Raw genomic sequence first — 22,509 nt, forward strand, 5'->3', positions numbered from 1 at the left:
CAAGCTCGTGGGGTCGCTCATCCATTCAACTCATCAGGTCGCGGATTCGCTCCCTCGGCGGACCACGTGACGCGAAGCACACCGTCGCGCAGCGTCGCCCCGCTGATCTGCCTGCGGGCCAGCGCCGCCGGCAGCGCCAGGATCCTGCGGTACGGTCCCGCGGTGACGATCAGCTCGTCGCCCTTGCGGGCCAGGTCGACGTCGCCCCGGCCGGCGCCGGGCAGCGCGAGCTCCAGCTCGTCGGCGCTCATCCGCAGCGGCGGGCGTACGGAGTGGGGGGCGAAGGGGTCGGACGCGCCGTACATCGCGGCGCCCACCGCGGCGAGCGCGTCCTCGCCGACGGGCTCGGCGGGCAGGTAGGGCACGACGTGGATGGGCAGCGGCGCGAACGACTGCTCGGCCTCGGCCAGCAGCCGCGACTGCGCGGCCACCCAGCCGGTGCGCCACTCGTCGGCGTCCTCCCTGGGGAAGACCCGGTTGGCGATGGCGGCGTCGACGCGGTAGCCGTACAGGCTGAGCGAGGTCAGCGTGCGCCTGGCCTCGGCCAGCACCACCGACTCGGGGGTGAACACGAGCCGCACGGAGGCGTGGTCGCCGGTGAGCAGCTCGCGCACCTCCATCAGGCCGCGGTGGAAACGCTCGCCCGCGCTCATCACCTCGTCGTCCGGCGCGCTGACCCTGGCCACGCCGCGCACGAACGGCGCGGCCAGCCGCATCAGCCTGCGCCCGACCGGCATGAGGCGGTTGACGTGCCAGTCGAGCGCCTCGGGCAGCGCGAGCAGCCGCAGCGTCTCGGCCGTCGGCGCGCAGTCCACCACGATGACGTCCCAGCAGCCGTCGCGGGCGTGCCTGCACAGCTCCAGCAGCGCGATCAGCTCCTCGGCGCCCGGCAGGACGGTGATCTCTTCGGAGGTGATCTCGTCGAGGCCCAGCTCGGCCAGCACGTTCCTGGCGTAGTCGCGCAGCTCGCCCCAGTGGCGTTCCATCGACTTCTGCGTGTCCACCTGGTGCAGGTGCAGGCCGGGCGCGATCTCGCCGGGCTCGGCCGCGAGCGCGTCGGCCAGCGAGTGCGCCGTGTCGGTGGAGACGATCAGCGTCTTCAGCCCGCGCCTGGCCGCCAGCGTGGCGGTCGCGGCCGCCGCCGTGGTCTTGCCGACGCCGCCCTTGCCGGTGAAGAGCAGAACCCGCGGATGCACCTCAGCGGCCTTCGACGCGCTTCTTCAGGCCCTTCAGCGCGGTGTCCACGATGACCTTCTCGGCCTTGCGCTTGATGAGCCCGATCATGGGAACGCTGAGGTCGACCGTCAGCTCGTACGTCACGTCGGTGCCACTGCCCGACTCGGAGAGCCGGTAACTTCCGCGCAGGTCGGAGACCATCTTCCCGGGCTCGACCACCTGCCAGCTCACGGCGTCGTCGCCCTGCCAGGTGTAGCCGAGGGTGTAGGTGTCGCTGATCGGCCCGGCGTCGAGCGTGAAGCGCACCGTGCTCGGGCGGCCGTCGTCGTCGCTGGTCAGGACCTCGGCGCTCTTGACCTGGCCGGCCCATTGGGGGTAGCTGGGGAAGTCGGCGATGACCGCCATGATGTCGGCGCGCGTCGCGCCGATCGTGGTGCTCGAAGTGGTCCGATCAGCCATGGCGACCACGTTAGTGCACAAACCACCGGTGACGGCGTAAGGCCGCAGATCACCATTCCAGGACGTACGGGACGCCCCGGCTGCGGAAGTGGCCGACGTTCACGCACTCGGTGCGGCCCACGCGGGCGCGCGCGTGAAGAGGATTGTGCACGTGGCCGAAGAGCGCGTAGCGCGGCTGCGTCCGCCTGATCGCCTCCAGCGTGGCCTCGCTGCCCCGCTCGAACCGCCGGGCCACCACGTCGTAGAGCAGCTCGGGCAGCGCGGGCGGGATGTGGCAGCACAGCACGTCCACCTCGCCGAGCGACTCGACCTTGGCGGCGTACTCCTCGTCGCTGATCTCGTACGGCGTGCGGTACTGCGTCTTCAGCCCGCCGCCGACGAACCCGAACCGCAGCCCGCCGATCTCCGCCACCTGCCCGTCGAGCACCTGGTGGCCGGGCCTGAGGTAGTCGGACCACAGGCGCGGCAGATCGACGTTGCCGTACGTGAGGTAGGCGGGGGTGGGCATGGCCTCGAAGAGCGCGGCGTACTGGGCGCGGACGTTGCGCTCGATGTGCTCGCGCGGGTCGCCGTCGAGCGTCGCCCACAGCCGCGCCGACATGGCCCTGGCCTCGTCGAACCGCTTGGCCGTGCGCAGCGCGATGAACTCCGCGGCCTTCTCGGCGCCGAACAGGTCGGCGAAGATGCCCTTGGCGTGGTCGTCGTAGTCGATGAACAGGATCAGGTCGCCCAGGCAGATGAGCGCGTCGGCCCCGTCACCCGCCCTGGCGAGCGCGTCCGCCCTGCCGTGGACGTCGCTGACGACGTGGACCCTCATGGGGAAGATCCTATGCGCGGGCACCGGCCGCCCGCCGCTCGCGCATCACCGCGGGACCGGCTCCGGCTTGCTAGCGTGTGTGAAAGACCCTTCATAACGCCTCAATGACAAAGCTACCGGCGCGTAACTTCAGACGGTAACGTCCAGGCGGAGCCCGAAGAGGAGTTGAGTTCGTGCGCGAGTACAGCGTCCCCGTCCTGGTCGATGTGCCTGTCGACGCCGGCCTGCCCGACACCGTCTTCCGGCGCGCCGAGCAGGAGCCGGGCGCCGTGGTCATGCGGCGCAAGACCGAGTCGGGCTGGCCCGCCGTTACCGCGGCCGAGTTCCGCGATCAGGTGGCCGAGCTGGCCAAGGGCCTCATCGCGGCGGGCATCGAGCACGGCGACCGGGTCGCGCTCATGTCGCGCACCCGCTACGAGTGGACGCTCATCGACTACGCCCTCTGGACGATCGGCGCGGTCACCGTACCGATCTACGAGACCTCCTCCGTCGAGCAGATCAGGTGGATCCTCGCCGACAGCGCGGCCAAGGCCGCGTTCGTCGAGCTCGACACGCACGAGCAGGCCGTCAAGGAGGCCGCGCCCGAGCTGAAGTCGCTGTGGCGGGTGGACGCCACGCTGGAGACCGGCGGCGTCACCGACGCCGACGTGACCGCGCGCAGGGAGCAGGTCACCTCCGCCGACCTGGCCACCGTCGTCTACACCTCCGGCACCACCGGGCGTCCCAAGGGCTGCCGGATCACTCACGACAACCTGCTGTTCACCGCGCGCAACGTGGTGCGCGGGCCGCTGGAGCCGCTGTTCGCGGGCAAGCAGCCGGCCGCGCTGCTGTTCCTGCCGCTCGCGCACATCTTCGCCCGCATCATCCAGGTGGCGCTCGTCGAGGCCGGCGCGATCATCGCCCACACGCCCAACATGAAGAACGTCGCCCCCGACCTGCAGAGCTTCCAGCCGACGTTTCTGCTGGGCGTGCCCCGGGTGTTCGAGAAGGTCTACAACGCCGCCGAGCAGAAGGCCATCACCGGCGGCAAGGGCAAGATCTTCGCCCGCGCCGCCGACGTCGCGGTGGCCTGGAGCAAGGCCGAGAGCTCGGGCGGCGCGCCGCTCGGGCTGCGGCTGCAGCGGGCGATCTTCGACAAGCTGGTGTACGGCAAGCTGCGCGCCGCCACCGGCGGCCGGCTCTCCGCGGCGATCAGCGGCGGCTCCGCGCTCGGCGACCGGCTCGGCCACTTCTTCCGCGGCGTCGGCATCGAGGTCTTCGAGGGGTACGGGCTCACCGAGACCACCGCGCCCGTCTCGGTCAACCTGCCGGGCGCCAACAAGATCGGCACCGTCGGCAAGCCGCTGCCCGGCGTCACCGTACGCATCGACGACAGCGGCGAGATCCTGGCCAAGGGCCGCAACGTCTTCCACGGCTACTGGAAGAACGAGGAGGCCACCGCCGAAGTGATCGACGCCGACGGCTGGTTCCACACCGGCGACGTGGGCGAGCTCGACGACGACGGCTACCTGCGCATCACCGGGCGGATGAAGGAGATCCTGGTGACGGCCGCCGGCAAGAACGTCGCCCCCGGGCCGCTCGAGGACGCGCTGCGCGCCCACCCGCTGATCTCGCAGGCCATGGTCATCGGCGACGGGCGGCCGTTCGTCGCCGCCCTCATCACCCTCGACCCCGAGGCCCTGCCGGACGGCGCCACCGTCTCCTCGCTGAAGTCCGACCCGGAGGTGCTGGCACAGATCCAGGCGGCGGTGGACCGGGCGAACGCGCTGGTGTCGAAGGCCGAGCAGATCAAGAAGTTCGTCATCCTCGACGCGGACATCACGGAGGAGAGCGGCCACCTCACGCCCACACTCAAGGTCAAGCGGAACCTGGTGATGCGCGACTTCGCCAAGGAGATCGACGCCATCTACGACTCCCAGTCGTAGATGGCGCCCGGTGAGCGGGCCGTCGCCCGGCAACGCGCCTCGAGCCGGGAGCCCGGGGCCGCTCCGCGGAGCGATCGCAGTACCGGTGCATCGCCCTTCCACGGCCGGCTGGGCGCAGAGAGCCGCCCGCCCGAACGCCACCGCCGGCAACACGGCAGGTAGCGGGCGGCGGCGGATCTCGCAGCAGGCCGGATGGTCGATGGCGGGCGGCCGGAAGTGGTCAGCCGAGGGCTTCGCCGATGCCCTCCACGTCGCCGGGGCCGCCCTCGGGGCCGACCTCCTCGTGCTTGCCCGTCGCCGGGTCGTAGACGGTCACCGACTGCGGCGGGGTGTCCCTGGGGCGGCCGAAGACCAGTTCGGAGCCGTAGAAGGCGACCGGCCAGTCACCGCCGGGCAGGGTGGGCACGACCTGGTCGCCCGCGCCCTGCTCGTCGTCCGGAGACAGCACCGTCGCCGAGTCGCCCCAGGCCACCGCCAGGCGTCCGTCCGGGGAGACGGCCAGGGCCGACATCGGATGGCTGGACGCCGCGCAGGCCCGGCACCCGGTTTTCCTGATGGGGCCGGTCCGGTCGTTGATGTACGCCATGCCGCAGCGCGGCGCGGTGACCGCCCATCGGCCGCCGGGCAGGTGCGCCACTGCCGCGCCATACCCGCACTCCTCCGATTCTCCGTCGTACTTGACCGCGGCAAGCTTCTCTGCACGTACGTCGTCGATCACGGTGACGGCGCCCGTGCTCCGTGCGGACCTGAGCCGGCGCTGCCGCCCCGGGCCGTCCGCGCGCTCACGCGGCGCTCCCACGATCAGCCGCAGCCGCCCGTCCGGCAGCGGGCCGAGCGCCAGGGACTCGCCGAAGTTGTCGCCCTTCTCGCTGTTGCCCGGCACGCCGTCGGTGTCCTGGGTGATGCGGCGAGGAGCGGCCGCGCCGGAGAAGACGTACACGGCCCCGGCCTCGCCGGCGCCGTCGCGCTCCTTCTCCATGGGCGCTCCGACCGCGATCGTGCCGCCGTACGCGGCCACCGAGCTGCCGAACCTGGCGTTCTGCTGCGGCTCGGGCGAGACGATCTTGCGGTACGGGCGGGCGCCGCCGCCGTACAGGACGTAGACCGCGCCCGCGCCGCCCTTGCCGTCCACCTTCGTGTACGGGGCTCCGACGACGATGTCGGCGCAGCCGTCGGCGTCCACCCGGGTCAGCGTCACCGACGCTCCGATGGCGTCGGCCGCCTCGTCGGGGATGGCGAGCGGGACGAGCCTGCCCGCCGTCAGCAAGGAGACCTGGCCGCCCGTGAGCGCCCTGTTGCCGACGGCCACATCGTCCCGGCCGTCACCGTCGAAGTCCCGCGCCCCCGCCTTCGTACAGTCGGCCACTGAGCCGTCGGATCTCCCCTGGCCCGGAGTGGCTGCGGGCGCCGCGGAGCCGGGTGCGGCCGGCGTACATCCGGCCAGGCTGACAAGCACCGCCACTACCGCCGGAACCACCGGCACAGGTCGCCAGAGCATAGGCGGATTATTCACGACATCGCCGCCACACACCCGCCCGTCCCGCCACCGGGCGGCCACCGACCGCCCCAAGCGCACGCAGCCGTCACGCCGGCCGAGGGCTGGACGGGGCTCAGCCCGCACGTGGATTCCGCACCCGGCCGAGGGCTGGGCGGGGCCTGGTGCGCGGCGGCGGAGCGTGCTGTGATCGCAGCGGCCGTCGCGCCCCTGCCTCGGCGCGGCGAGTTTGAGCGTTTCGGAATTTGTCATGAAACCGTGCGTTGACAGTCCGAAATGTGGGCTTTTCGATGAAGGAAAGTGAGCGAACTCGGGGGAATCTGAAGGGTCCGGCAAGGAGGCACCCACATGGACCAACCGTCGCCGATCTCCCGTCGCAATCTTCTCTTAGGAGCCGCCGCCTTCGGCGTTCCCGCCGTCCTGACAGGCTGCGGCTCGGACGCCCCATCGCCCGGAGGAGGAGGCGGCGATCTGGGCACGGTCACGATCGGCTCGAACGCCTCCGACGAGATCCCCAAGAAGACGCTGGACGCCGTGGTCAAGGGCTTCACCCAGGCCACGACCAGGATCAACACCGTCGATCACAACACCTTCCAGGAGAACATCAACCGCTACCTGCGCGGCACCCCGGAGGACGTGTTCACCTGGTTCGCGGGGTACCGGATGCAGTTCTTCGCCCAGCAGGGCCTCGCGGTGGACATCTCGGACGTGTGGCAGGAGATCGGCGCGGACTACACGCAGGCGTTCAAGGATCAGTCGACGGGCGTGGACGGCAAGCAGTACTTCGTCCCGTTCACGTACTATCCGTGGGCCGTCTTCTACCGCAAGAGCGTGTGGGAGGAGCGCGGTTACGAGCCGCCCGCGACGCTGGACGAGCTCACCGCGCTGTGCAGGAAGATGAAGTCCGACGGCCTGATCCCGATCGCGTTCGCCGACAAGGACGGCTGGCCGGCGATGGGCACGTTCGACATCCTCAACATGCGGATCAACGGCTACGACTTCCACATCTCGCTCATGGGCGGCAAGGAGTCGTGGACGGACCCCCGGGTGAAGCAGGTGTTCGACACGTGGCGGGGGCTGATGGAGTTCCACCAGCCGGCCGCGCTGGGACGTACCTGGCAGGAGGCCGGTCAGTCGCTGGCGCAGAAGAAGACCGGGATGTACCTGCTCGGGATGTTCGTCGCCCAGCAGTTCCCCGAGGCCGACCGGGACGACCTGGACTTCTTCACGTTCCCGGAGATCAACCCGGCGTACGGCACCGACTCGATCGACGCGCCCATCGACGGCTACATGATCTCCGCCAAGGCGAAGAACGTGGAGGGCGCCAAGGCCCTGCTCAAGCACTTCGCGCAGGCGTCCTCGCAGAACATCGCCACGAAGATGGACCCGGGCACGCTGGCCGCCAGCTCCAAGGCCGACACCTCCGGCTACAGCCCGCTGCAGAAGCGCGGCGCGGAGCTGGTGTCGAAGGCCAAGCACATCGCGCAGTTCCTCGACCGTGACACCCGGCCCGACTTCGCCTCGACCGTGATGATCCCGTCGTTGCAGACGTTCATCGACAAACCCAACGAGATCGACTCCCTGCTGGCCGGCATCGAGCAGCAGAAGGCGAACATCTTCCGCTGATGGCCGTCAAGACCCGTCGCTACTCCGCCCGCGACGTGACCGTGCTGGTCATCGGGCTGGGGGTGGCCATCGCCGTCAACGTGGGCCTCATCTGGGGGCCCACGCTGGCCTCCATCGGGCTGTCCGGCACGAGCTGGAGCGGCATCGGGCCCATCGAGTGGGTGGGCGGGCGGAACTACCACGACCTGGCGGCGGAGTATCCGCCGTTCTGGTCGGCGGTCCGCAACAACGTGCTGTGGCTGGCCTTCCTCGGGCTGGTGGCGACGCCGTTCGGATTGTTCTGCGCGGTGCTGCTGGACCGGCGGCTGCGGCTGTCGCGGTTCTACCAGAGCGCGCTCTACATGCCGGTGGTGCTGTCGCTCGCGGTGGTGGGCTTCATCGCCCAGCTCGTCTACTCCTCCGACTACGGCGTGCTGAACGCGGTGACCGGGCTGAGCGTGGACTGGCTGGGCGACCGGTCGATCAACATCTGGGTGGTCATGGTGGCGGCGGCCTGGCGGCACGTCGGATACGTCATGATCATCTACCTGGCCGGGCTCAAGGCGGTCGATCCGGCGCTGAAGGAGGCCGCGGCCATCGACGGCGCGAACGAGCGGCAGGCGTTCTTCCGCGTGATCCTCCCCACACTGCGGCCGGTCAACGTGATCGTGCTGGTGATCACGGTGATCGAGGCGCTGCGGGCGTTCGACATCGTCTACGCGATCAACAAGGGCAGGAACGGCCTTGAGCTGCTGTCGGTGCTGGTCACGGAGAACATCGTGGGCGAGGCGAGCAGGATCGGGTTCGGCTCGGCGATCGCGGTGATCCTGCTGGTGATCTCGCTGGGGTTCATCGCCACGTACCTGTCGCAGCTGTTCAAGGAGGAGCGATGACGGTCACCGCCCCCGCGTCCGCTCCCCCGTCGCAGGCGGTCACGCCGCCGGCGCGCCGCCCGGTCCGGCCGCTGCGGGTGCTGCTGCACGCGTTCCTGGTGCTGGTGGCGCTGGGGTGGCTGCTGCCGCTGGCGCTCGCCGTGTACGCCTCGCTGCGCCCGTACGAGGAGACCGCCCGCCTGGGCTACTTCTCGCTGCCGGAGAACCTGACGCTCGGCTACTACGCTCAGGCGTGGACGCAGGCCGAGCTGCCCCGCTACTACCTCAACACGCTGTACGTGGTGGTGCCGGGCGTGCTGGTGACGCTGCTGCTGGCCTCGTTCACGGCGTTCGCGATCGCCCGGCTGCGCATCCCGGGGCGCAAGACGCTGCTGATCGTGTTCACCGCGGGGAATCTGCTGCCGCCGCAGGTGCTCATCACGCCGCTCTACACGCTCTACACGATGGTGCCCCTGCCCGCGTGGCTGTCGGACTCGCAGTCGCTGTACGACTCCTACCTGGGGCTGATCCTCATCCACGTGGCGTTCCAGTTCGGCTTCTGCGTGTTCGTGCTGGCGAACTTCATGCGCACGATCCCGGAGGAGATCTCCGAGGCGGCACTGGTGGACGGCGCGGGGGTGTGGCGGCGGTACTGGACGCTGACGCTGCCGCTGTGCCGTCCGGCGCTGGCGGCGCTGGGCACGCTGCAGTTCACCTGGATGTACAACGACTTCCTGTGGGCGCTGGTGCTGATGTCGTCGGGCGACAAGCTGCCGGTCACCTCGGCGCTGAACAACCTGCGCGGCCAGTTCTTCACCGACTACAACCTGCTGGCCGCCGGGGCGATGCTGGTGGCGCTGCCGACGCTGATCGTCTTCCAGCTCCTGCACAAGCAGTTCGTGGCCGGTCTGACGCTGGGGTCGACGAAGGGGTGACGCTCGTCAGAGCAGGGCGCGGAAGCGGGCGGCCACCTGGTCCCACGACCACTCGGCGGCGATCCACTCGCGGCCGGCCTCGCCCATCTTGCGCGCCTTGTCGGGGTCGGTGAGCAGCTCGATCACCGCCTCGGCGATCTCGCGGGGGTCCTCGCCGTTCACGACCAGGCCGGTCTCGCCGGGACGTACGGCATCGGGCGCGCCGCCCGACCGGCCCGCGATGACCGGCAGCCCGGTCGCCGACGCCTCCAGGAACACGATGCCGAGCCCCTCCACGTCCACGCCGCGCAGGCGGGTGCGGCACGGCATCGCGAAGACGTCCGCAGCCGCGTAGTAGCCGGGCAGGTCGGCCGCCGGGACCGTGCCCGCGAATCTGATCGACTCGTGCCCGTCGGCCAGCCGTTCCAGCGTCCGCCGGTACGAGCCGCCGCCCACCAGCAGCAGCACCGCGTCCGGCACCGAGCGCAGCACCCGCGGCCAGGCCCTGATGAGCCGGTCCTGGCCCTTGCGCGGCACCAGCCGCGACACGCACACCACCACCGGGCGGCCCGCGAGCCCCAGCCGGGCCTTGGCCGGCCGGTCGGCCGGGGCGGGGCGGAACTGCTCGACGTCCACGCCGGGCGCGAGCCGTACCAGCTTGTCCTGGGGGATGGCGGCGGCGAGCCTGGCGCGGGTGTAGTCGCCCAGGTACGTCACCACGTCCGCGTGCTCCCCGATCCTGCGCAGCACCGAGCGGAAGCCGGGCGCGCTCGCCCACGACGCCTCGTGGCCGTGGGTGAGCATCACCATCCGCTCGGCGCCCGCCCGGCGCAGGCGCGGGGCGAGCAGGCCGAGCGGCGCCGCCGCCCCGAACACCACGGTCCGCGCGCCGCACGCGGCGACCAGCCCGGCCGCCCTGCGGGCGACGGCCGGGGTGGGCAGCATGAGGCGCGTCGGGTGCCGCACCACACGGTACGGCTGGCGCCGGTCGAACTCGGCGCTGCCCGGCCAGGCGGGGGCGTAGACCGTCACGCCTGGCGTGCGCAGCGCCAGTCCGTGCACGAACGACTGGATCCCGCCCGTGCGGGGCGGGAAGTCGTTCGTGACGAAGAGCACGGGATGTGTCACGGCAGGGGTACGCCGTTCAGCCGCGCCCACGCGCGGGCCATGGCGATGCGCTCGGGACTTGACGGATGGGAGGCATAGAGCACATATTCCACCGCATTCGGCGTCAAGTCGGAAATGTTGGTTGTGGCCAGGCGCTTCTGCATGGCGATGAACGTGGCCGGATCCCGCGTCAGATCCAGCGCGTGCACGTCGGCCCTGGCCTCGATGTGGCGGCTGATGAGGTTCTGAGCCGGGCCCAGCAGGAACCCGCCGATCGTCATCAGCCCCATGAGCGCGCCGACCGCCCTCGGATCGGTGATCGACATGACCTTCGTACGCCGCCGCAGCGGGTCGAAGATCACGTACAGCAGGATCGCGCCGAAGGCCGAGCCGAGCGCGCCGATGAGCGTGCCGTGCAGCACGTCGTCGTACTTGGCGTGGCCCAGCTCGTGCGCCACGACCAGCTCCACCTCCTTCTGCGGGGCCTGGAGCAGCGTGTCGTAGACGACGATCCTGCGGGTGGCGCCGAAGCCCGACACGTACGCGTTGAGCGCCGTCGTCCTGCGCGAGGCGTCGGCCACCAGCACGTCCTTCACCGGCACGCCGTCGCGCGCGGCCATGTCGAGCAGGTTCGTCCGCAGCGTGCCCTGCGGCATCGAGGTGAAGTCGTTGAACAGCGGCTCGAACACCACCGGGTAGACGAACGACGCCGCCACCGTGAACGCGAACGCCCCGGCCGCCGCCGGGATCCACCAGCGCCGCACCTTGCGGGCCAGCGCCACCAGGACCAGCAGCATGAGACAGAGCAGGCCCGTCTCCACGCCCAGGCTCTTCAGCCGGTCGGCCGTCCAGCCCGCCCAGTCCTGCGTGGACAGGCCGTACTCGCGCAGGATCGTCTCGAACCACATGCCCAGGGGCCACCTGAGCGCCTCGACGATCGCCGTGATCACCACCGTGCCGAGGATCACCCGCAGCCACCACGGGCCCCTCAGCCAGGTCAGCACCTTCGCGCCGAACGGGGTGGCCACCAGCACCCCGGCGAAGATGAGCGTGAGCGCCAGCGACAGGTAGCTCGGCAGGCTGGTCGCCGTGTCGAACGCCTCTCCCCTGGCGATCTGGGCGGCGGTGAAGTCGCGGGCCGGGTCGGGCGGGCCTCCGGTCAGCACGTCCCAGGGCGTGGTGAACGCGGCCACGGCGATGATCACGATGCCGAGCAGCACCAGCGCCAGGGCCGCCTGGCGGCGCAGGGCCGGGGTGGTGGTTCCGCGTTCGTCCATGCCCGCACCCTTCCCGCTGCCCAGGGCCTGAACGTGCTCCTTTCCGCCGCCTCCGTCCGAGGCCGGCGTGTTCGTCTGTGCGCCGCTTCCTGCGGCCTCCGCGTCCTGGGCCCGCGTGCCGCTGCCCGCGGCCTCCGCGTCCTGGGCGCCGCTCGCGGCGGGCGCGCCCGGCGGGTGGGCGGCGCCCACCGTGGCCAGCGCCTCCTCCGCCGCGCGAGCGCCGTCCTTCGCCCCCTGGGTCTTCTCCTGGCGGTCCGTCTCCCGGTCGTCCGGGTCTTGTCGTTCGCTCATCTGCCTCCCCTTCACACGAGCTGATCCCGCACGTACGCGCGCCACCGCGCGGTCAGCGTCGCGACGGAGAGCCCGAGCGCGGCGAGTGCCCGATCGGTCCCGCGTACGCGGGCCGCACGGTAGAGCCTCACCAGGGTCCCCTCACCGAACCGGTCAGCGAGGAAGCGACACGCCAGCCAGGCCTCCTGGTACGCCCGCGCGAGCGCGGCAGGGTCGCCGCCGTTCGCCGCGAAAGCCGCAGGTCCGGGCAGAACGGTCGGGAGGCGGCCGGCCCGTACCTCGGCGGCCAGCTCGGCGGCGGCCGTCGTCACGGGCAGCCCGGCGTCGCGGTAGGCGACGTAGTCGGCGAAGCCCTCGTACAGCCAGACGGGCAGGCCGCCGGTGCCGGCGACGACATGGGTGAGCTCGTGGGCGAGGACGACGTCCCTGCCCGAAGGGTTGAGCCTGGCGAACGACTCGGGCACGACGATCACCCGTTCGCCGTCGGCGACCGCTGCGAGCCCGTCCACGCCGCCCACCCGGGCCAGCGCGGCGGCCTCGCGGGCATCGGCCGGTACGACGATCAGGGGGCGTACGGGGCGGGCGAGCACCGCCGAGACCCTTCGGCTCGCCGTGTCGGCCCTGCGCGCCAGCTCGCCGAGCCCCGTGGCGTCGTGGCCCACGACCGTGGACCATGTGCCGCGGCGCACGATGTGCGGGCCCGGCCACAGGTCGCGTACCGGCTGGGGCAGGATCGGCGCGCCGGGCAGCGGGGCGGCGGCCGACGCGAGCGAGGCGGCGGCGAGCACCAGCCCGGCCGCCAGGGCACGTCGGCTCACCTGCTCAGGCACAGCCCCGATGGTAGGTGGTCCCCTGACACGCGAGAGCCCCGTCCGGATCGGGGAGGATCCGCACGGGGCTTCTTCACGCGCCGGGACGGACGGCGCCGACGAAGGACGCCTTACGCCATCCGCTCAGCTTGTCGATGCGTACCCGTTCACCCGTCCGAGGTGAATGGATCATTCTGCCTTTGCCGACGTACATGCCCACATGGCCGAGCCCGTTGAAGAACATCAGGTCACCAGGCTGCAGGTTGCGCCAGGAGACCTTCTTCCTGACGCGGGCGAACTGGCTGCTCGCCACGCGCGGGAGCTTGACGCCGGCCTTCCTCCAGGCGTATTGGACGAGACCGGAGCAGTCGAACGAACCAGGTCCGGTGGCTCCGTAACGGTACGGGTCACCGATCTGCTTCTTGGCCACGGCGACGGCCTTGCTGGCCCTCGCCCTCTGCAGGGCGGCTCTGGCGGCCCTCTTGCGGGCCTTGGCCGAGATGGCGGTGCGGGCGGTGGTGGCCGCCTTCACCGTCATTCCGGCCGCCGCACTGGCTTCGCGGGTCGTCGCCGCCTGAGCCTCGGGGGCATGGAGGACCATACCTCCGGCTGTCACAGTCAACGTGAGTGCGACACCACTCAGGGCAAGGCGGGACAGGCGGGGGTTCTGCAGGGATTCAGACAGGATTTCTCCTTGGGTCTTCCACGAACGCCTACCGGGTTAGCTGACGGATTCGGGCGTGGAAGTCGCCCTACGGCGCGATGGCGCGCCGATTCACCCCTGATCCCTTGGGGACGTGGGATCGCTGGGTCCCCGGCTCCGTGCCTCCTGTCTGCACGGATTCGGCAGGTCGCGCCCCGATCGATGAGTGCGATGGGGATGTCGGGGCCGACCGGCGGATATGTATCTGTCTCACATCGGGAGGGACCGATGATCGGTTCGCGACGACATGGCTTGTCCGCCGCGACGCCAGAAGTTACGCCGAACGGTCACGAATCGGCAAAGCCCGAGTAACGCTGTAAAGATCAGATAGGGGTATTTGTCAGACTCAGAACCGCTGCTGGGACCCAGGCGCCGTGACCAAAATGTGACCTCACTCACAATTCTTTTCCCGCTGCTGTGTAAGGTCCCATCCGCCACAACTGTCACCTTGGTCACAAACGTGAACATCGTTCCCGCGCGATCTCCGGCCTGGGCGAACGGTTGTTGTGACAGACGTAACTTCCGAATTTCCCCGATTTCCGACAGGCCCTAGCAGCAAGATCACGCCCGTGGCCACTGATCAAGTCCGTCGCCACCACGCTCCCTACGAAGTGGCGTAGTAGAAGGAGAGCGACGCGATTCACACATCGAAGAACGGCGACTAAAAGGAATAGCGGCTCCACATGGTGACCGATCGAAAACGGCCGGATGGCAGGCTTTCGGGCCGGTTCCCCGCCCCGCCGGACCGGCCTCGTCACCAAGCCCGAGATCCCCCTGCCACTCGGCTGGATCGCACCCCACCGGATCGGCCGAAGCCGGTTCACCACCCCACCGGACCGGCCGAAGCCGGTTCCCCACCCCACCGGACCGGCCGAACCCCGCAGACCGGCCGAAGCCGGTTCCCCGCCCCGCGGAGCGGCCGAATGGGCGGGCGATGGCCTTGGAGGAGCGCTGACAAAAGCGGCCGGCCCGCTCATAGAGGCTGCGCGCTACGTCGCAGACCTTCGTACGAGCGGGCCGGCCCTTGAGAAACGGGTGCAACCAGGCGGGTCACCCCGCCACGTCAGCCTTACGGGCGGATCGCGCCGACGAGGCGGCGGCCGTACGCGGAAAGCTTGACCACCTTGACGACGTCACCCGTCTGCGGCGCGTGGACGATTTGCCCGTTGCCCGCATAAATACTGACGTGCCCCAAACCCTCGCTGAAGATGAGGTCACCGGGCTGGAGGTCGTCGAGCGACACCCGCCGGTTCGCGCCCCACGCCCACTGCTGCCAGGTCGTCCGCGGTAGCCGCACGCCCGCGGCCGCCCACGCCGCCTGAGTGAGCCCCGAGCAGTCGTACCCGCCTGGACCGGTGCCGCCGAACACGTACGGCTTGCCGATCTGCGCGTACGCGAACCGCAGCACCGCCGCGGCGCTTCCCGAGGCGGGCCCGGTGTACTTGAGCCCGGTGCTGTTCGGGTTGCCCGGGTTGTAGGCGCCCAGCCTGTCGAGCAGCTTCTTCTGCTGCGCGATGAGCTTGAGCACCTCCGCGCGCTCCTTCTGGACGGCGTCGCGCTCCTTGTCGGCCTCCTTGAGCGCCTTCTGCGCCTTGTCACGCTCGATCTTCAGGCCCCGGTTCTCCCGGTCGAAGGCCGCCAGCTTCTGCAGCCGTTCCTGGGCGAGCTGCCCGGCCACGGCGAGGCCGGCCAACCTGCCCTGCGGGTCGTTGGAGCCGAAGATTCCAGGCCAGGACGTGAGGTCCTCGCCCAGCTTGTAACTGTCGACGGCCATGCCGACCACCTGAGTGCGGAGGTCGGCGACGGTGGCCAGCTTGCGCTTGTAGCTCGTGTCGAGCTTGGTGTAGGTGCTCTTGGCCTTCTTGTAGCGCTCGGTGGCGGTGTTGTAGCGGTCGACGACCTTGTCCGCCCTGTCGTTGAGCTTCTCCAGCTTGGCCTTCGCCTGGGCGATCGTGGGTTTGGGATCAGCGAGGGCCGCTCCCATCGGAGTCAGCATCAGTCCGAACGCGAGACCCGCGGCCATCGGCACCCGGCCACACCTCACTGTATCGCCTCCCAGGGATCTTAATCTGGGGCGAAATAGTACAGAAGTGGCGCGTGAGGTAAGGCTAAACGCACCAATTCGTAATTATGCGCGGCTAAGCCGGCGCAGCAGCAATCCCGACGGAACGGGTCTCGCACCCATCCGCCGTACGGAGTCGGCGACCTCCCGATCGGAGGAGACCACGGCGATGGCCCGGCCGGGCGGCTCGGCGCGTACGAGCTGGCGGATCAGGTCGTCGGCGATCTCCCCCGGCGCGCTGAACAGCACGCGCACCCCCCGGGGCGCCACCACCTGCACCGGCGCGTTGAGCTCGGCCCCGTCGAAGACCACCGTCACCTCGACCCTGGTCTGGGCGACGAGGCCGCCGAGCGCGTTCATCAGGCGGGTGCGCTGGTCGGCGAGGGTGAGGGTGCCGTAGCCGGTCTTGGTGACGTTGTAGCCGTCGATGATGAGGTGGATCTGCGGCAGCGCGAGGAGCTGGTCGAGCAGCTGCGGGTCGTCGTCGGCCAGGGCGCGCGCGGGCACGCCGCGCACGCTGGGGCGCTCGCCGGTGATCGCGGCGACCGAGTCGGCGGGCCGGCTGATCGTGGTCGGCAGCGCCAGCTCGCGGCGCAGCCCGGCGGAGGCGTCCTGGAGCGCGTCGAGCAGCACGCGAATGCGGGCGTCCTCGATGCTCCTGCCCTCGCGTGCGGCCCGGCGCGATGCTTCGAGCTGCTTCTCCACGTCGGCGAGGCGCTCGCGCAGCCGCCGCAGCTCGGCCTCGGCGCCGCTGCCGGCGTGGGAGGCAGCCGCTCTGGCCTCCTCGGCCGCCCGCTCCATCTCCTCGGCCCGCCGGGTGGCCGCCTTGGCGCGCTCGCGGGCGTCGTGGAGCTTGCGGCGCAGGTCGGAGTTCTCCGCGCGGGCCGCCTTGAGCTGCTCGCGCAGCCGGTCGGCCTCCTCCTTCGCGGCGCTCTTCTGCGCGGCGAGTTGCTCGCGCAGGCGGGCGACCGCCTCCTCGCGCTCGGAGTCCTCCGCCGCCACGGCCGAACGTTCGAGGTCGGCTCGGGCGATTTCGATCATTTCCGCCCAACCGGGCGGCCGGGTCAGGTAGGCTGCCGCCGCCACCAGGACGGGATCGGCCGCCGGTGGCACGTTGCCCTCGGCCAGCGCGGCGACGAGCTCCGGCCAGCCGGCGGCGACGGACTCGGCGACCAGCTCGCGGAACTTCTTGTCGTTTTCGAGCTGTGCCGCGATGGGCGCGCTGCCGAGTTTCGCACGCTTACGGGGATCGAATTTGGCGATGCCACGCAGGGGTGGCGGGATGGCGGCAGGCGGCATCGAGCCGAGGACCTGAGAGGCCAGGTCCACGACGTTGAGCCTCACCTGCTCGGGAAGCGGGCGAGACAGGCCTTCACCCGCTGAACTCATCCCACTTGTCCCTTCGTGACATGCCCTTTCAGACAAGGGTACGGCCGTCGCGTACCTGACCGTAACGGCCGCCCCAAGGTGGACAAGCGCTCGCTAGGCGCTTTATGACCGTCATGGGCCCCGTGTCCGCCCGGGAGGTCCGTCGTCGCCGGGCGGCTTCGTACCTCCACCCGCGACCTGGCCGAACTGCGGAAACGCGCCAACGCCCGGCTCCCGAAGAAGGCCGGCGCGGACGCGCCGGTCTCGGAGCTCACCAGGCCGTCGGAGAACGGCCTGTCCAGCGAGACCCTTCTCTCCACCGCCGGTCGGGACGGCCGCGACACCCGCCGTGCGGCCCGCCTGGCACCTGCGCCGCAGGCGGTTCCGGGCTTTCCGGACGACGACCTGCGCACACGGTGCGGGCTGATGCGCCTGGTGCGCGAAAAAGCTGGGATCCCAGCACCACGGGCGCTCTGGTTCGAGCCGGATCCGGCGCCGCTGAGGGCGGCCCTGCACCGCACGGTCTTCACCCCCGGCGAGCCGGGCTTCATGCGCCGCGCCGGCGTCCGCCGCACCTGCCGTGAGCCCGCTACGAACCCGCGTCGTAGACGAGCAGCGCCACCTGGACGCGGTTGTTGAGGTCGAGCTTGGTGAGGATGCGTGAGACGTGCGCCTTGACCGTGGGCACGCTCATGTACAGCTCGCGCCCGATCTCGGCGTTCGACTTCCCCTGCCCGACGGCCCTGGCGACCTCCAGCTCGCGCTCGCTGAGCCGCGCGAGCAGCTTCCTGGCCCGCGCGGTGCGCTCGTCCGCCCCGCCGTCGGAGACGTGGCTGATGAGCTGGCGGGTCACCGCGGGCGACAGGATGGGCTCGCCCGCCGCGACCTTCCTGATGGCCGCCACCAGGTCGGCGGGCGCGATGTCCTTGAGCAGGAACCCGGCCGCGCCCGCCCGCAGCGCCCGCAGCACCTGCGCGTCGGCGTGGAACGTGGTCAGCACCACCACCTCGGGCGGCGCGGACGTGCGGCGCAGCGCCTCGGTGGCGGTCAGCCCGTCGACGCCCGGCATGCGGATGTCCATCAGCACCACGCGCGGCCGGTGCTCGGCGACCAGCGGCGGCACCTCCGAGCCGTCGGCCGCCTCCCCCACCACCTTGATGTCGCCGGCGCCGCCGAGGATCATCGTCAGCCCGGCGCGCACCATCGGGTCGTCGTCGACGATGAGCACCGTGATGGGACCGCCGTCGGCGGGTGTGGTCATGAGATCTCCTCCCTGGTCGCCTCCACCGGCCACGGCAGCCAGGCGCGTACCACGAACTCTCCTTCCGGCGTCGGGCCGTGCTCGAGCCGGCCGCCCGCCAGCTCGGCACGCTCGGTCAGTCCGATGAGCCCGGCGCCCGCGCCGGGCAGGCGGGCGCCGTGGCGCGCCGCCAGCGGGTTGCGCACCTCCGCCGTCAGCTCCTTGCCGCGCTCCCCGCCGACGGTGACGGTCACCGGGACGTCGCCCGCGTGCTTGCGCGCGTTGGTCAGCGCCTCCTGGACGATGCGGTAGAGGTTGCGGCCCTGCCCCTCGGGCACTCCGCCGGCTCGCAGGTCGAGCCGGACGTCCATGCCCGCCTGGCGGCACTCCTCGACCAGGGCCGGCAGGTCGGCCAGCGTGGGCTGCGGCCGGTCGGGCACCAGGTCGGCGTCGGGCTCGCCGTGCCGCAGCACGCCGATCACCTCGCGCAGGTCCTGCAGCGCCTGGTGGGCGCTGGTCCTGATGGCACCCGCCGCCCTGGCGATCTCCTCCGGCGGCGCGTCGGGACGGAACTCCAGCGCGCCCGCGTGCAGGCTGAGAATCGAGATGCGGTGGGCCAGCACGTCGTGCATCTCCCTGGCGATGCGCTCGCGTTCGAGCTGCTTGGCCTGCTGGGCGGCGCTCTCCGCGCGCTGCCTGAGCGACCAGACGAGCTGCCGCCGCGCCCTGACCACGACGCCCCACGCGAACACCATCAGCACGACCGTCACGCCCAGCGCCAGCGCCCAGGCCCGGTCGTCGTCGCTCTGCTGGCGCAGGACCACGTAGGGGGCCAGGGTGAGGAAGTTGATCAGCGCGATCGGCGCCGAGATCTTGAACGGCCGGTGCACCGCCACCGTGAACAGCGCCACCACGCACGCCCCGCCCACCAGCTCCAGGTAGGACGACAGCACCGCGAGCACCAGCGACAGCGCCACCGGCCAGCGGCGCCGCAGCCACACCGACGCACAGGCCAGCGCCCCCGCCACCTGCTCCACCGCCATCAGCGGCTCGGACGTCGGCTGCTTCTCCAGCTCGCCGAGCGACACCAAGGTGATGAAGCAGGCGGCCAGGAACATGAGGATGTCGACGATCCAGTCGCGAGTGGAGCGCCGCACGCGCCCGCCGTCGCGGGCGTCGCCCAGCAGCACCGACGGCAGGGCCCACCGGTATGCGTGGACGGGCGCCTCGTCTCCCCGCAGTTCCGTCACGTTCATCGAGGTTAGGCCCTACCGGGGGTGCGCCGACAGCGACCAAAGTCGATACCTGACGAGACCTACGGCCGACGCGCCCGCCGCATCGGCCGGGCCAGGCTTGGCGGCATGCAAGCGGTGCTGACGGTGGCGGGCTGGCTGCTGCTCCTGCAAGGGGTCGCCGGCCTGGCCGACGCCGTGTGGGGCTGGTGGAAGTGGGCGGACGGCCTGCTCGTGGTCAACGTCCTGCCGGTGCTCAAGGGATATGAGGTGTTCGCGTCCATCGTGATCGGCGTGCTCGGGGTCGCGCTGCTGGCCACGGCCGGGTCGCTGCGGCGGGAAGAGGAGGACGGATGAGCGCGACCGGGCTGCGTCCGCCGCGCCACCAGGCCGACCCTCGGGCGGTCTCGTGGTGGACGGTGCAGTGGCTCATGCTGATGGCGCCACTGGCGGGCGCGGCGGTGGCGGCGTACGCGCTGTTCACCTCGCGGCCCGGCTGGCTGGGCGCGCTGGTGGCGGTCTTCGCGCTCGGGTGCCTGGCGCTGGCCGTGGTGGCGCCGCGCGTGTCCTACCGGGTGGAGCGGTGGGAGGTGACCGACGACGCCGTCTACACCCGTACGGGGTTGCTGACGCACCGGTGGCGGGTGGCGCCGATGTCCAGGATCCAGCGGGTCGACACCGCGCGTGGGCCGGTGCAGCGGCTGTTCGGGCTGGCCGACGTCACCGTCACCACCGCGTCGTCGGCGGGCGCGATCACCATCGGCGGGCTCGGCCACGAGCTGGCGGCCGACCTCGCCGACCACCTCACCGCCCGCACCCAGGCTACTCCGGGGGACGCGACGTGAACGGGCCTTCGACGCGGTGGCGGACGGTTTCGCGGCGGAGCCTGTGGGTGACCGGGGTCAAGTCGCTGGCGGTCGCGGCGGGGGCCGCGTTCGGCCTCGTACGGCTGCTCACCGGCCTTGACCTGCCGCCCGGCGGCGTCGTCGCGGCGTGCGCCGGGGCCGCGGTGCTGATCGTGGCGGCGGCGGTCGCGTACGACGTGCTCAGGCTGCGCACCACCCGCTGGCGGCTGACCCCCGAACGGCTGGAGCTGCGCTCCGGCATCACCACCCGGCGGCACCGCGCAATCCCCCGCGACCGCGTGCGCAGCGTCGATCTGCGCGCCGACCCCGTGCGCCGCGTCTTCGGGCTCACCGTGGTGAAAGTCGGCACCGGCGAGCACGCGGGCGACGAACCTGAGCTGGCGCTCGACCCGCTGACCCGGCACGACGCCGAGGTGCTGCGCCGCGCACTGCTGCACCAGGGCGAGACGGCCGAATCCTGCGACGGGCCGCTCGCCGAGCTGCGGTGGTCGTGGATCAGGTACGCGCCGCTGTCGGTGTGGACGTTCACCGGGACGGCGGCGCTGCTCGCGGCGCTGTTCAAGATGTTCGACTCGTTCGGGCTGAAGAATGTCACCACCCGGCTGGCGCGCGAGCTGTGGGAGTGGGTCGTGACGCAGCCGCTGCTCGCCATCCCGCTGCTGCTCGCTGTGCATGTGGTGGTGGGGGTGGCGGGCGCGATGCTGCTGTTCGCCGAGTCGTGGGGCCGCTACCGGCTCGACCGCGAGCCCGGCAGGATCCGGCTCCGGCGCGGCCTGCTCACCACCCGCTCGCTGACGTTGGAGGAACGCCGCCTGCGCGGGGTGGAGCTGCACGAGCCCCTCCTGCTGCGCCTGGCCGGGGCCGCCCGCGTCAAGACCATCGCCACGGGACTGGCCAAGACCGACGACGAGGACACCGAGGACACCGCCGCCCTGACCCCGCCACTCCCCCGCGCCACCGCCCTCCACATCGCCACCGCCGTCGCGACGCACAGCCCGCTCGCCTCTGTGCCCGCGCCCGAGGCGCTGGACCGGGCGTGGGCGCCCGTCCCCGTGTCTGGACGTCCAGGGCTCGCACCGGCGCCCGGCCTTCCACCCCGCGTGCCCGCGCCCGACCGCCTTGGCGATGGGTCACTGCCTGCGCATCAGGACCCCGCGCCCGACCGCCTCAGCGACGGGCCGCTGCCCGGGCATCAGGTCCCCGCGCCCGACCGCCTCGGGCCGCTGCCCGGGCATCAGGGGGTTGCGTCCGAAGGCGCGCATCCGGGCGGCCCCAAGCGGCCGGGCACCGCTGCTGCGCCGGGCTCGGCGGCAGTGGCGGCGGTGGCGGAGGAGAGCGACTTGGCTCGGGCCCTGGTGGCGCCCGTGCGGCATCCGGTCGCCGCGTTGCGCAGGCGCGTGGTACGGGCGCTGGCGGCGGCCGGGGCCGTGGCGATGCTGTCGGCGGGGCTGGTGGTGGCTGTGCGGGCGGGGGCCGTGCCGTGGGCCGAGGGCCTGATCGGCGCGGGTATGAGCGGCCAGAGCGGGGTCGGCGCAGGCTCAGTCGGCGGTAGCGGGATGGGCGACGATGCGATCGGCGGAAGCTGGGTCGGCGCAGGTGCGATCGGCGGGGACTGGATCGGCGCAGGTGCGATCGGCGGGGGCTGGATCGTGGCGGCGGTGGCCGTGCCGGTGGCGGTGCTGGCGTACGGGCTGTGGCTGGCCGTGGCGGGTGCCGCGAACCTCGGTCACGCGCTGAGCCCTCGCCACCTGATCACCAGGAGGGGTGCGGTGGTGCGGCGCACGGTCGCGCTCGACCGGCGCGGTGTCGCGGGCTGGACGTTCACCGAGACGTTCTTCCAGCGCCGCTCCGGCCTGCTCACGGTCTCGGCCACGACGGCGGCGGGACGCGGCCACTACGAGGTGGTGGACGTGGGCCGCTCGGACGGCCTCGACCTGGCCGCCGCCACCGTCCCCGGCCTGCTCGACCCGTTCCTCGTCCGCGAGGCTCCGAGCGACCGCCGCACCTCCGTGCGTCCGAGGGTCCCGCCCGGTCCACGAAGTTCACCCGACACGATCGAGGGCCTCACCCTGGACCCGCCGTAGGGACCCACCCGGGGTCCGTAGAGACCCGCCAAGCTCCGTAAGCCGCTGAAGGTCCGGCCGAGACGCCGTGAGCAGGCGCGGGAAAGCAGACGAGCCGCGCGATCCCCCAGCGTTTGCCCATGCCCCTGTACTGGGCAAACGCGATCGCGCGGCTCAGGCGCCTGCCCTGATAACGCTATTTGTCCGACTTGCAACCGGGTTGCAGCC

The 22,509-nt window shown here is 71.5% G+C and carries 19 protein-coding genes and 1 riboswitch; of the genes, 7 read left to right on the forward strand and 12 right to left on the reverse strand.

Features of this window, described 5'->3' with window-relative positions:
• Positions 1-17: 17 nt before the first annotated feature.
• The 3 genes from AB0K67_RS08800 to AB0K67_RS08810 are packed head-to-tail and all read right to left on the reverse strand — an operon-like array spanning position 18 to position 2,452.
• The gene (locus tag AB0K67_RS08800) at positions 18-1,196 is read right to left on the reverse strand and encodes an ArsA family ATPase (protein WP_364055158.1); all 1,179 of its coding nucleotides are present in this window, start codon (positions 1,194-1,196) and stop codon (positions 18-20) included.
• Position 1,197: 1 nt separating this feature from the next.
• Positions 1,198-1,635 carry an SRPBCC family protein gene (locus AB0K67_RS08805; RefSeq protein ID WP_364055161.1) on the reverse strand — a complete coding sequence of 146 codons (438 nt, stop codon included), beginning with the start codon at positions 1,633-1,635 and terminating at the stop codon, positions 1,198-1,200.
• A gap of 49 nt (positions 1,636-1,684) precedes the next feature.
• Positions 1,685-2,452 (reverse strand): metallophosphoesterase, encoded by a 768-nt coding sequence (locus AB0K67_RS08810; RefSeq protein WP_364055164.1) that lies wholly within the window; start codon positions 2,450-2,452, stop codon positions 1,685-1,687.
• Positions 2,453-2,625: 173 nt separating this feature from the next.
• Between AB0K67_RS08810 and AB0K67_RS08815 the strand changes: the two genes are divergently transcribed.
• The gene (locus AB0K67_RS08815) at positions 2,626-4,377 is read left to right on the forward strand and encodes an AMP-dependent synthetase/ligase (protein WP_364055167.1); all 1,752 of its coding nucleotides are present in this window, start codon (positions 2,626-2,628) and stop codon (positions 4,375-4,377) included.
• Between the two features lie 220 nt (positions 4,378-4,597).
• Here AB0K67_RS08815 and AB0K67_RS08820 read toward each other — a convergent pair whose 3' ends face one another.
• Positions 4,598-5,743 (reverse strand): hypothetical protein, encoded by a 1,146-nt coding sequence (locus tag AB0K67_RS08820; protein ID WP_364055170.1) that lies wholly within the window; start codon positions 5,741-5,743, stop codon positions 4,598-4,600.
• Between the two features lie 477 nt (positions 5,744-6,220).
• Here AB0K67_RS08820 and AB0K67_RS08825 point away from each other — a divergent pair, with 477 nt between their 5' ends.
• From AB0K67_RS08825 to AB0K67_RS08835, 3 genes are read left to right on the forward strand one after another with little or no spacing between them, the layout of a single operon-like run.
• On the forward strand, positions 6,221-7,498 hold the full coding sequence (locus AB0K67_RS08825; protein ID WP_364055173.1) for an ABC transporter substrate-binding protein: 1,278 nt from the start codon (positions 6,221-6,223) through the stop codon (positions 7,496-7,498).
• Positions 7,498-8,370 carry a sugar ABC transporter permease gene (locus AB0K67_RS08830; protein ID WP_364055176.1) on the forward strand — a complete coding sequence of 291 codons (873 nt, stop codon included), beginning with the start codon at positions 7,498-7,500 and terminating at the stop codon, positions 8,368-8,370. The genes AB0K67_RS08825 and AB0K67_RS08830 overlap by 1 nt, the downstream gene beginning before the upstream one ends.
• Positions 8,367-9,284: a carbohydrate ABC transporter permease gene (locus tag AB0K67_RS08835; RefSeq protein ID WP_364055179.1), complete on the forward strand. Its 918-nt coding sequence runs from the start codon at positions 8,367-8,369 to the stop codon at positions 9,282-9,284. The genes AB0K67_RS08830 and AB0K67_RS08835 overlap by 4 nt, the downstream gene beginning before the upstream one ends.
• A 6-nt stretch (positions 9,285-9,290) precedes the next feature.
• Here AB0K67_RS08835 and AB0K67_RS08840 read toward each other — a convergent pair whose 3' ends face one another.
• The 8 genes from AB0K67_RS08840 to AB0K67_RS08875 form a co-directional block, all read right to left on the reverse strand.
• Positions 9,291-10,379 carry a glycosyltransferase family 4 protein gene (locus AB0K67_RS08840; protein ID WP_364055182.1) on the reverse strand — a complete coding sequence of 363 codons (1,089 nt, stop codon included), beginning with the start codon at positions 10,377-10,379 and terminating at the stop codon, positions 9,291-9,293.
• 8 nt (positions 10,380-10,387) lie between these two features.
• Complete coding sequence (locus AB0K67_RS08845; RefSeq protein ID WP_364055185.1) at positions 10,388-11,938, reverse strand: M48 family metallopeptidase; 1,551 nt, start codon at positions 11,936-11,938, stop codon at positions 10,388-10,390.
• 11 nt (positions 11,939-11,949) lie between these two features.
• Positions 11,950-12,768, reverse strand: a complete 819-nt coding sequence (locus AB0K67_RS08850) for a hypothetical protein (RefSeq protein ID WP_364055188.1) — start codon at positions 12,766-12,768, stop codon at positions 11,950-11,952.
• 73 nt (positions 12,769-12,841) lie between these two features.
• Entirely contained in the window at positions 12,842-13,285 is a 444-nt protein-coding gene (locus AB0K67_RS08855; RefSeq protein WP_364055191.1) for a C40 family peptidase, read from the reverse strand.
• Positions 13,286-13,442: 157 nt separating this feature from the next.
• Positions 13,443-13,606: riboswitch (cyclic di-AMP (ydaO/yuaA leader) on the reverse strand.
• A gap of 913 nt (positions 13,607-14,519) precedes the next feature.
• On the reverse strand, positions 14,520-15,434 hold the full coding sequence (locus AB0K67_RS08860; RefSeq protein WP_364055194.1) for an NlpC/P60 family protein: 915 nt from the start codon (positions 15,432-15,434) through the stop codon (positions 14,520-14,522).
• A 144-nt stretch (positions 15,435-15,578) separates the two neighbouring features.
• The gene (locus AB0K67_RS08865) at positions 15,579-16,841 is read right to left on the reverse strand and encodes an NYN domain-containing protein (RefSeq protein ID WP_364055196.1); all 1,263 of its coding nucleotides are present in this window, start codon (positions 16,839-16,841) and stop codon (positions 15,579-15,581) included.
• 628 nt (positions 16,842-17,469) lie between these two features.
• Entirely contained in the window at positions 17,470-18,141 is a 672-nt protein-coding gene (locus AB0K67_RS08870; protein WP_364055199.1) for a response regulator transcription factor, read from the reverse strand.
• A complete protein-coding gene (locus AB0K67_RS08875) occupies positions 18,138-19,370 on the reverse strand; it encodes a histidine kinase (protein WP_364055202.1) in 1,233 nt (410 codons plus the stop codon). Before AB0K67_RS08875 ends, AB0K67_RS08870 begins: the two co-directional genes overlap by 4 nt.
• Positions 19,371-19,481: 111 nt before the next feature.
• Between AB0K67_RS08875 and AB0K67_RS08880 the strand changes: the two genes are divergently transcribed.
• From AB0K67_RS08880 to AB0K67_RS08890, 3 genes are read left to right on the forward strand one after another with little or no spacing between them, the layout of a single operon-like run.
• Positions 19,482-19,709, forward strand: a complete 228-nt coding sequence (locus AB0K67_RS08880) for a hypothetical protein (RefSeq protein WP_364055204.1) — start codon at positions 19,482-19,484, stop codon at positions 19,707-19,709.
• A complete protein-coding gene (locus tag AB0K67_RS08885) occupies positions 19,706-20,197 on the forward strand; it encodes a PH domain-containing protein (protein WP_364055207.1) in 492 nt (163 codons plus the stop codon). Before AB0K67_RS08880 ends, AB0K67_RS08885 begins: the two co-directional genes overlap by 4 nt.
• 47 nt (positions 20,198-20,244) lie before the next feature.
• The gene (locus AB0K67_RS08890) at positions 20,245-22,302 is read left to right on the forward strand and encodes a PH domain-containing protein (protein ID WP_364055210.1); all 2,058 of its coding nucleotides are present in this window, start codon (positions 20,245-20,247) and stop codon (positions 22,300-22,302) included.
• The last annotated feature ends 207 nt before the right edge of the window (positions 22,303-22,509 follow it).

The organism is Nonomuraea sp. NPDC052634 (genome assembly GCF_040678535.1).
In the GTDB taxonomy this organism is placed as follows: Bacteria; Actinomycetota; Actinomycetes; order Streptosporangiales; family Streptosporangiaceae; genus Nonomuraea; species Nonomuraea fastidiosa.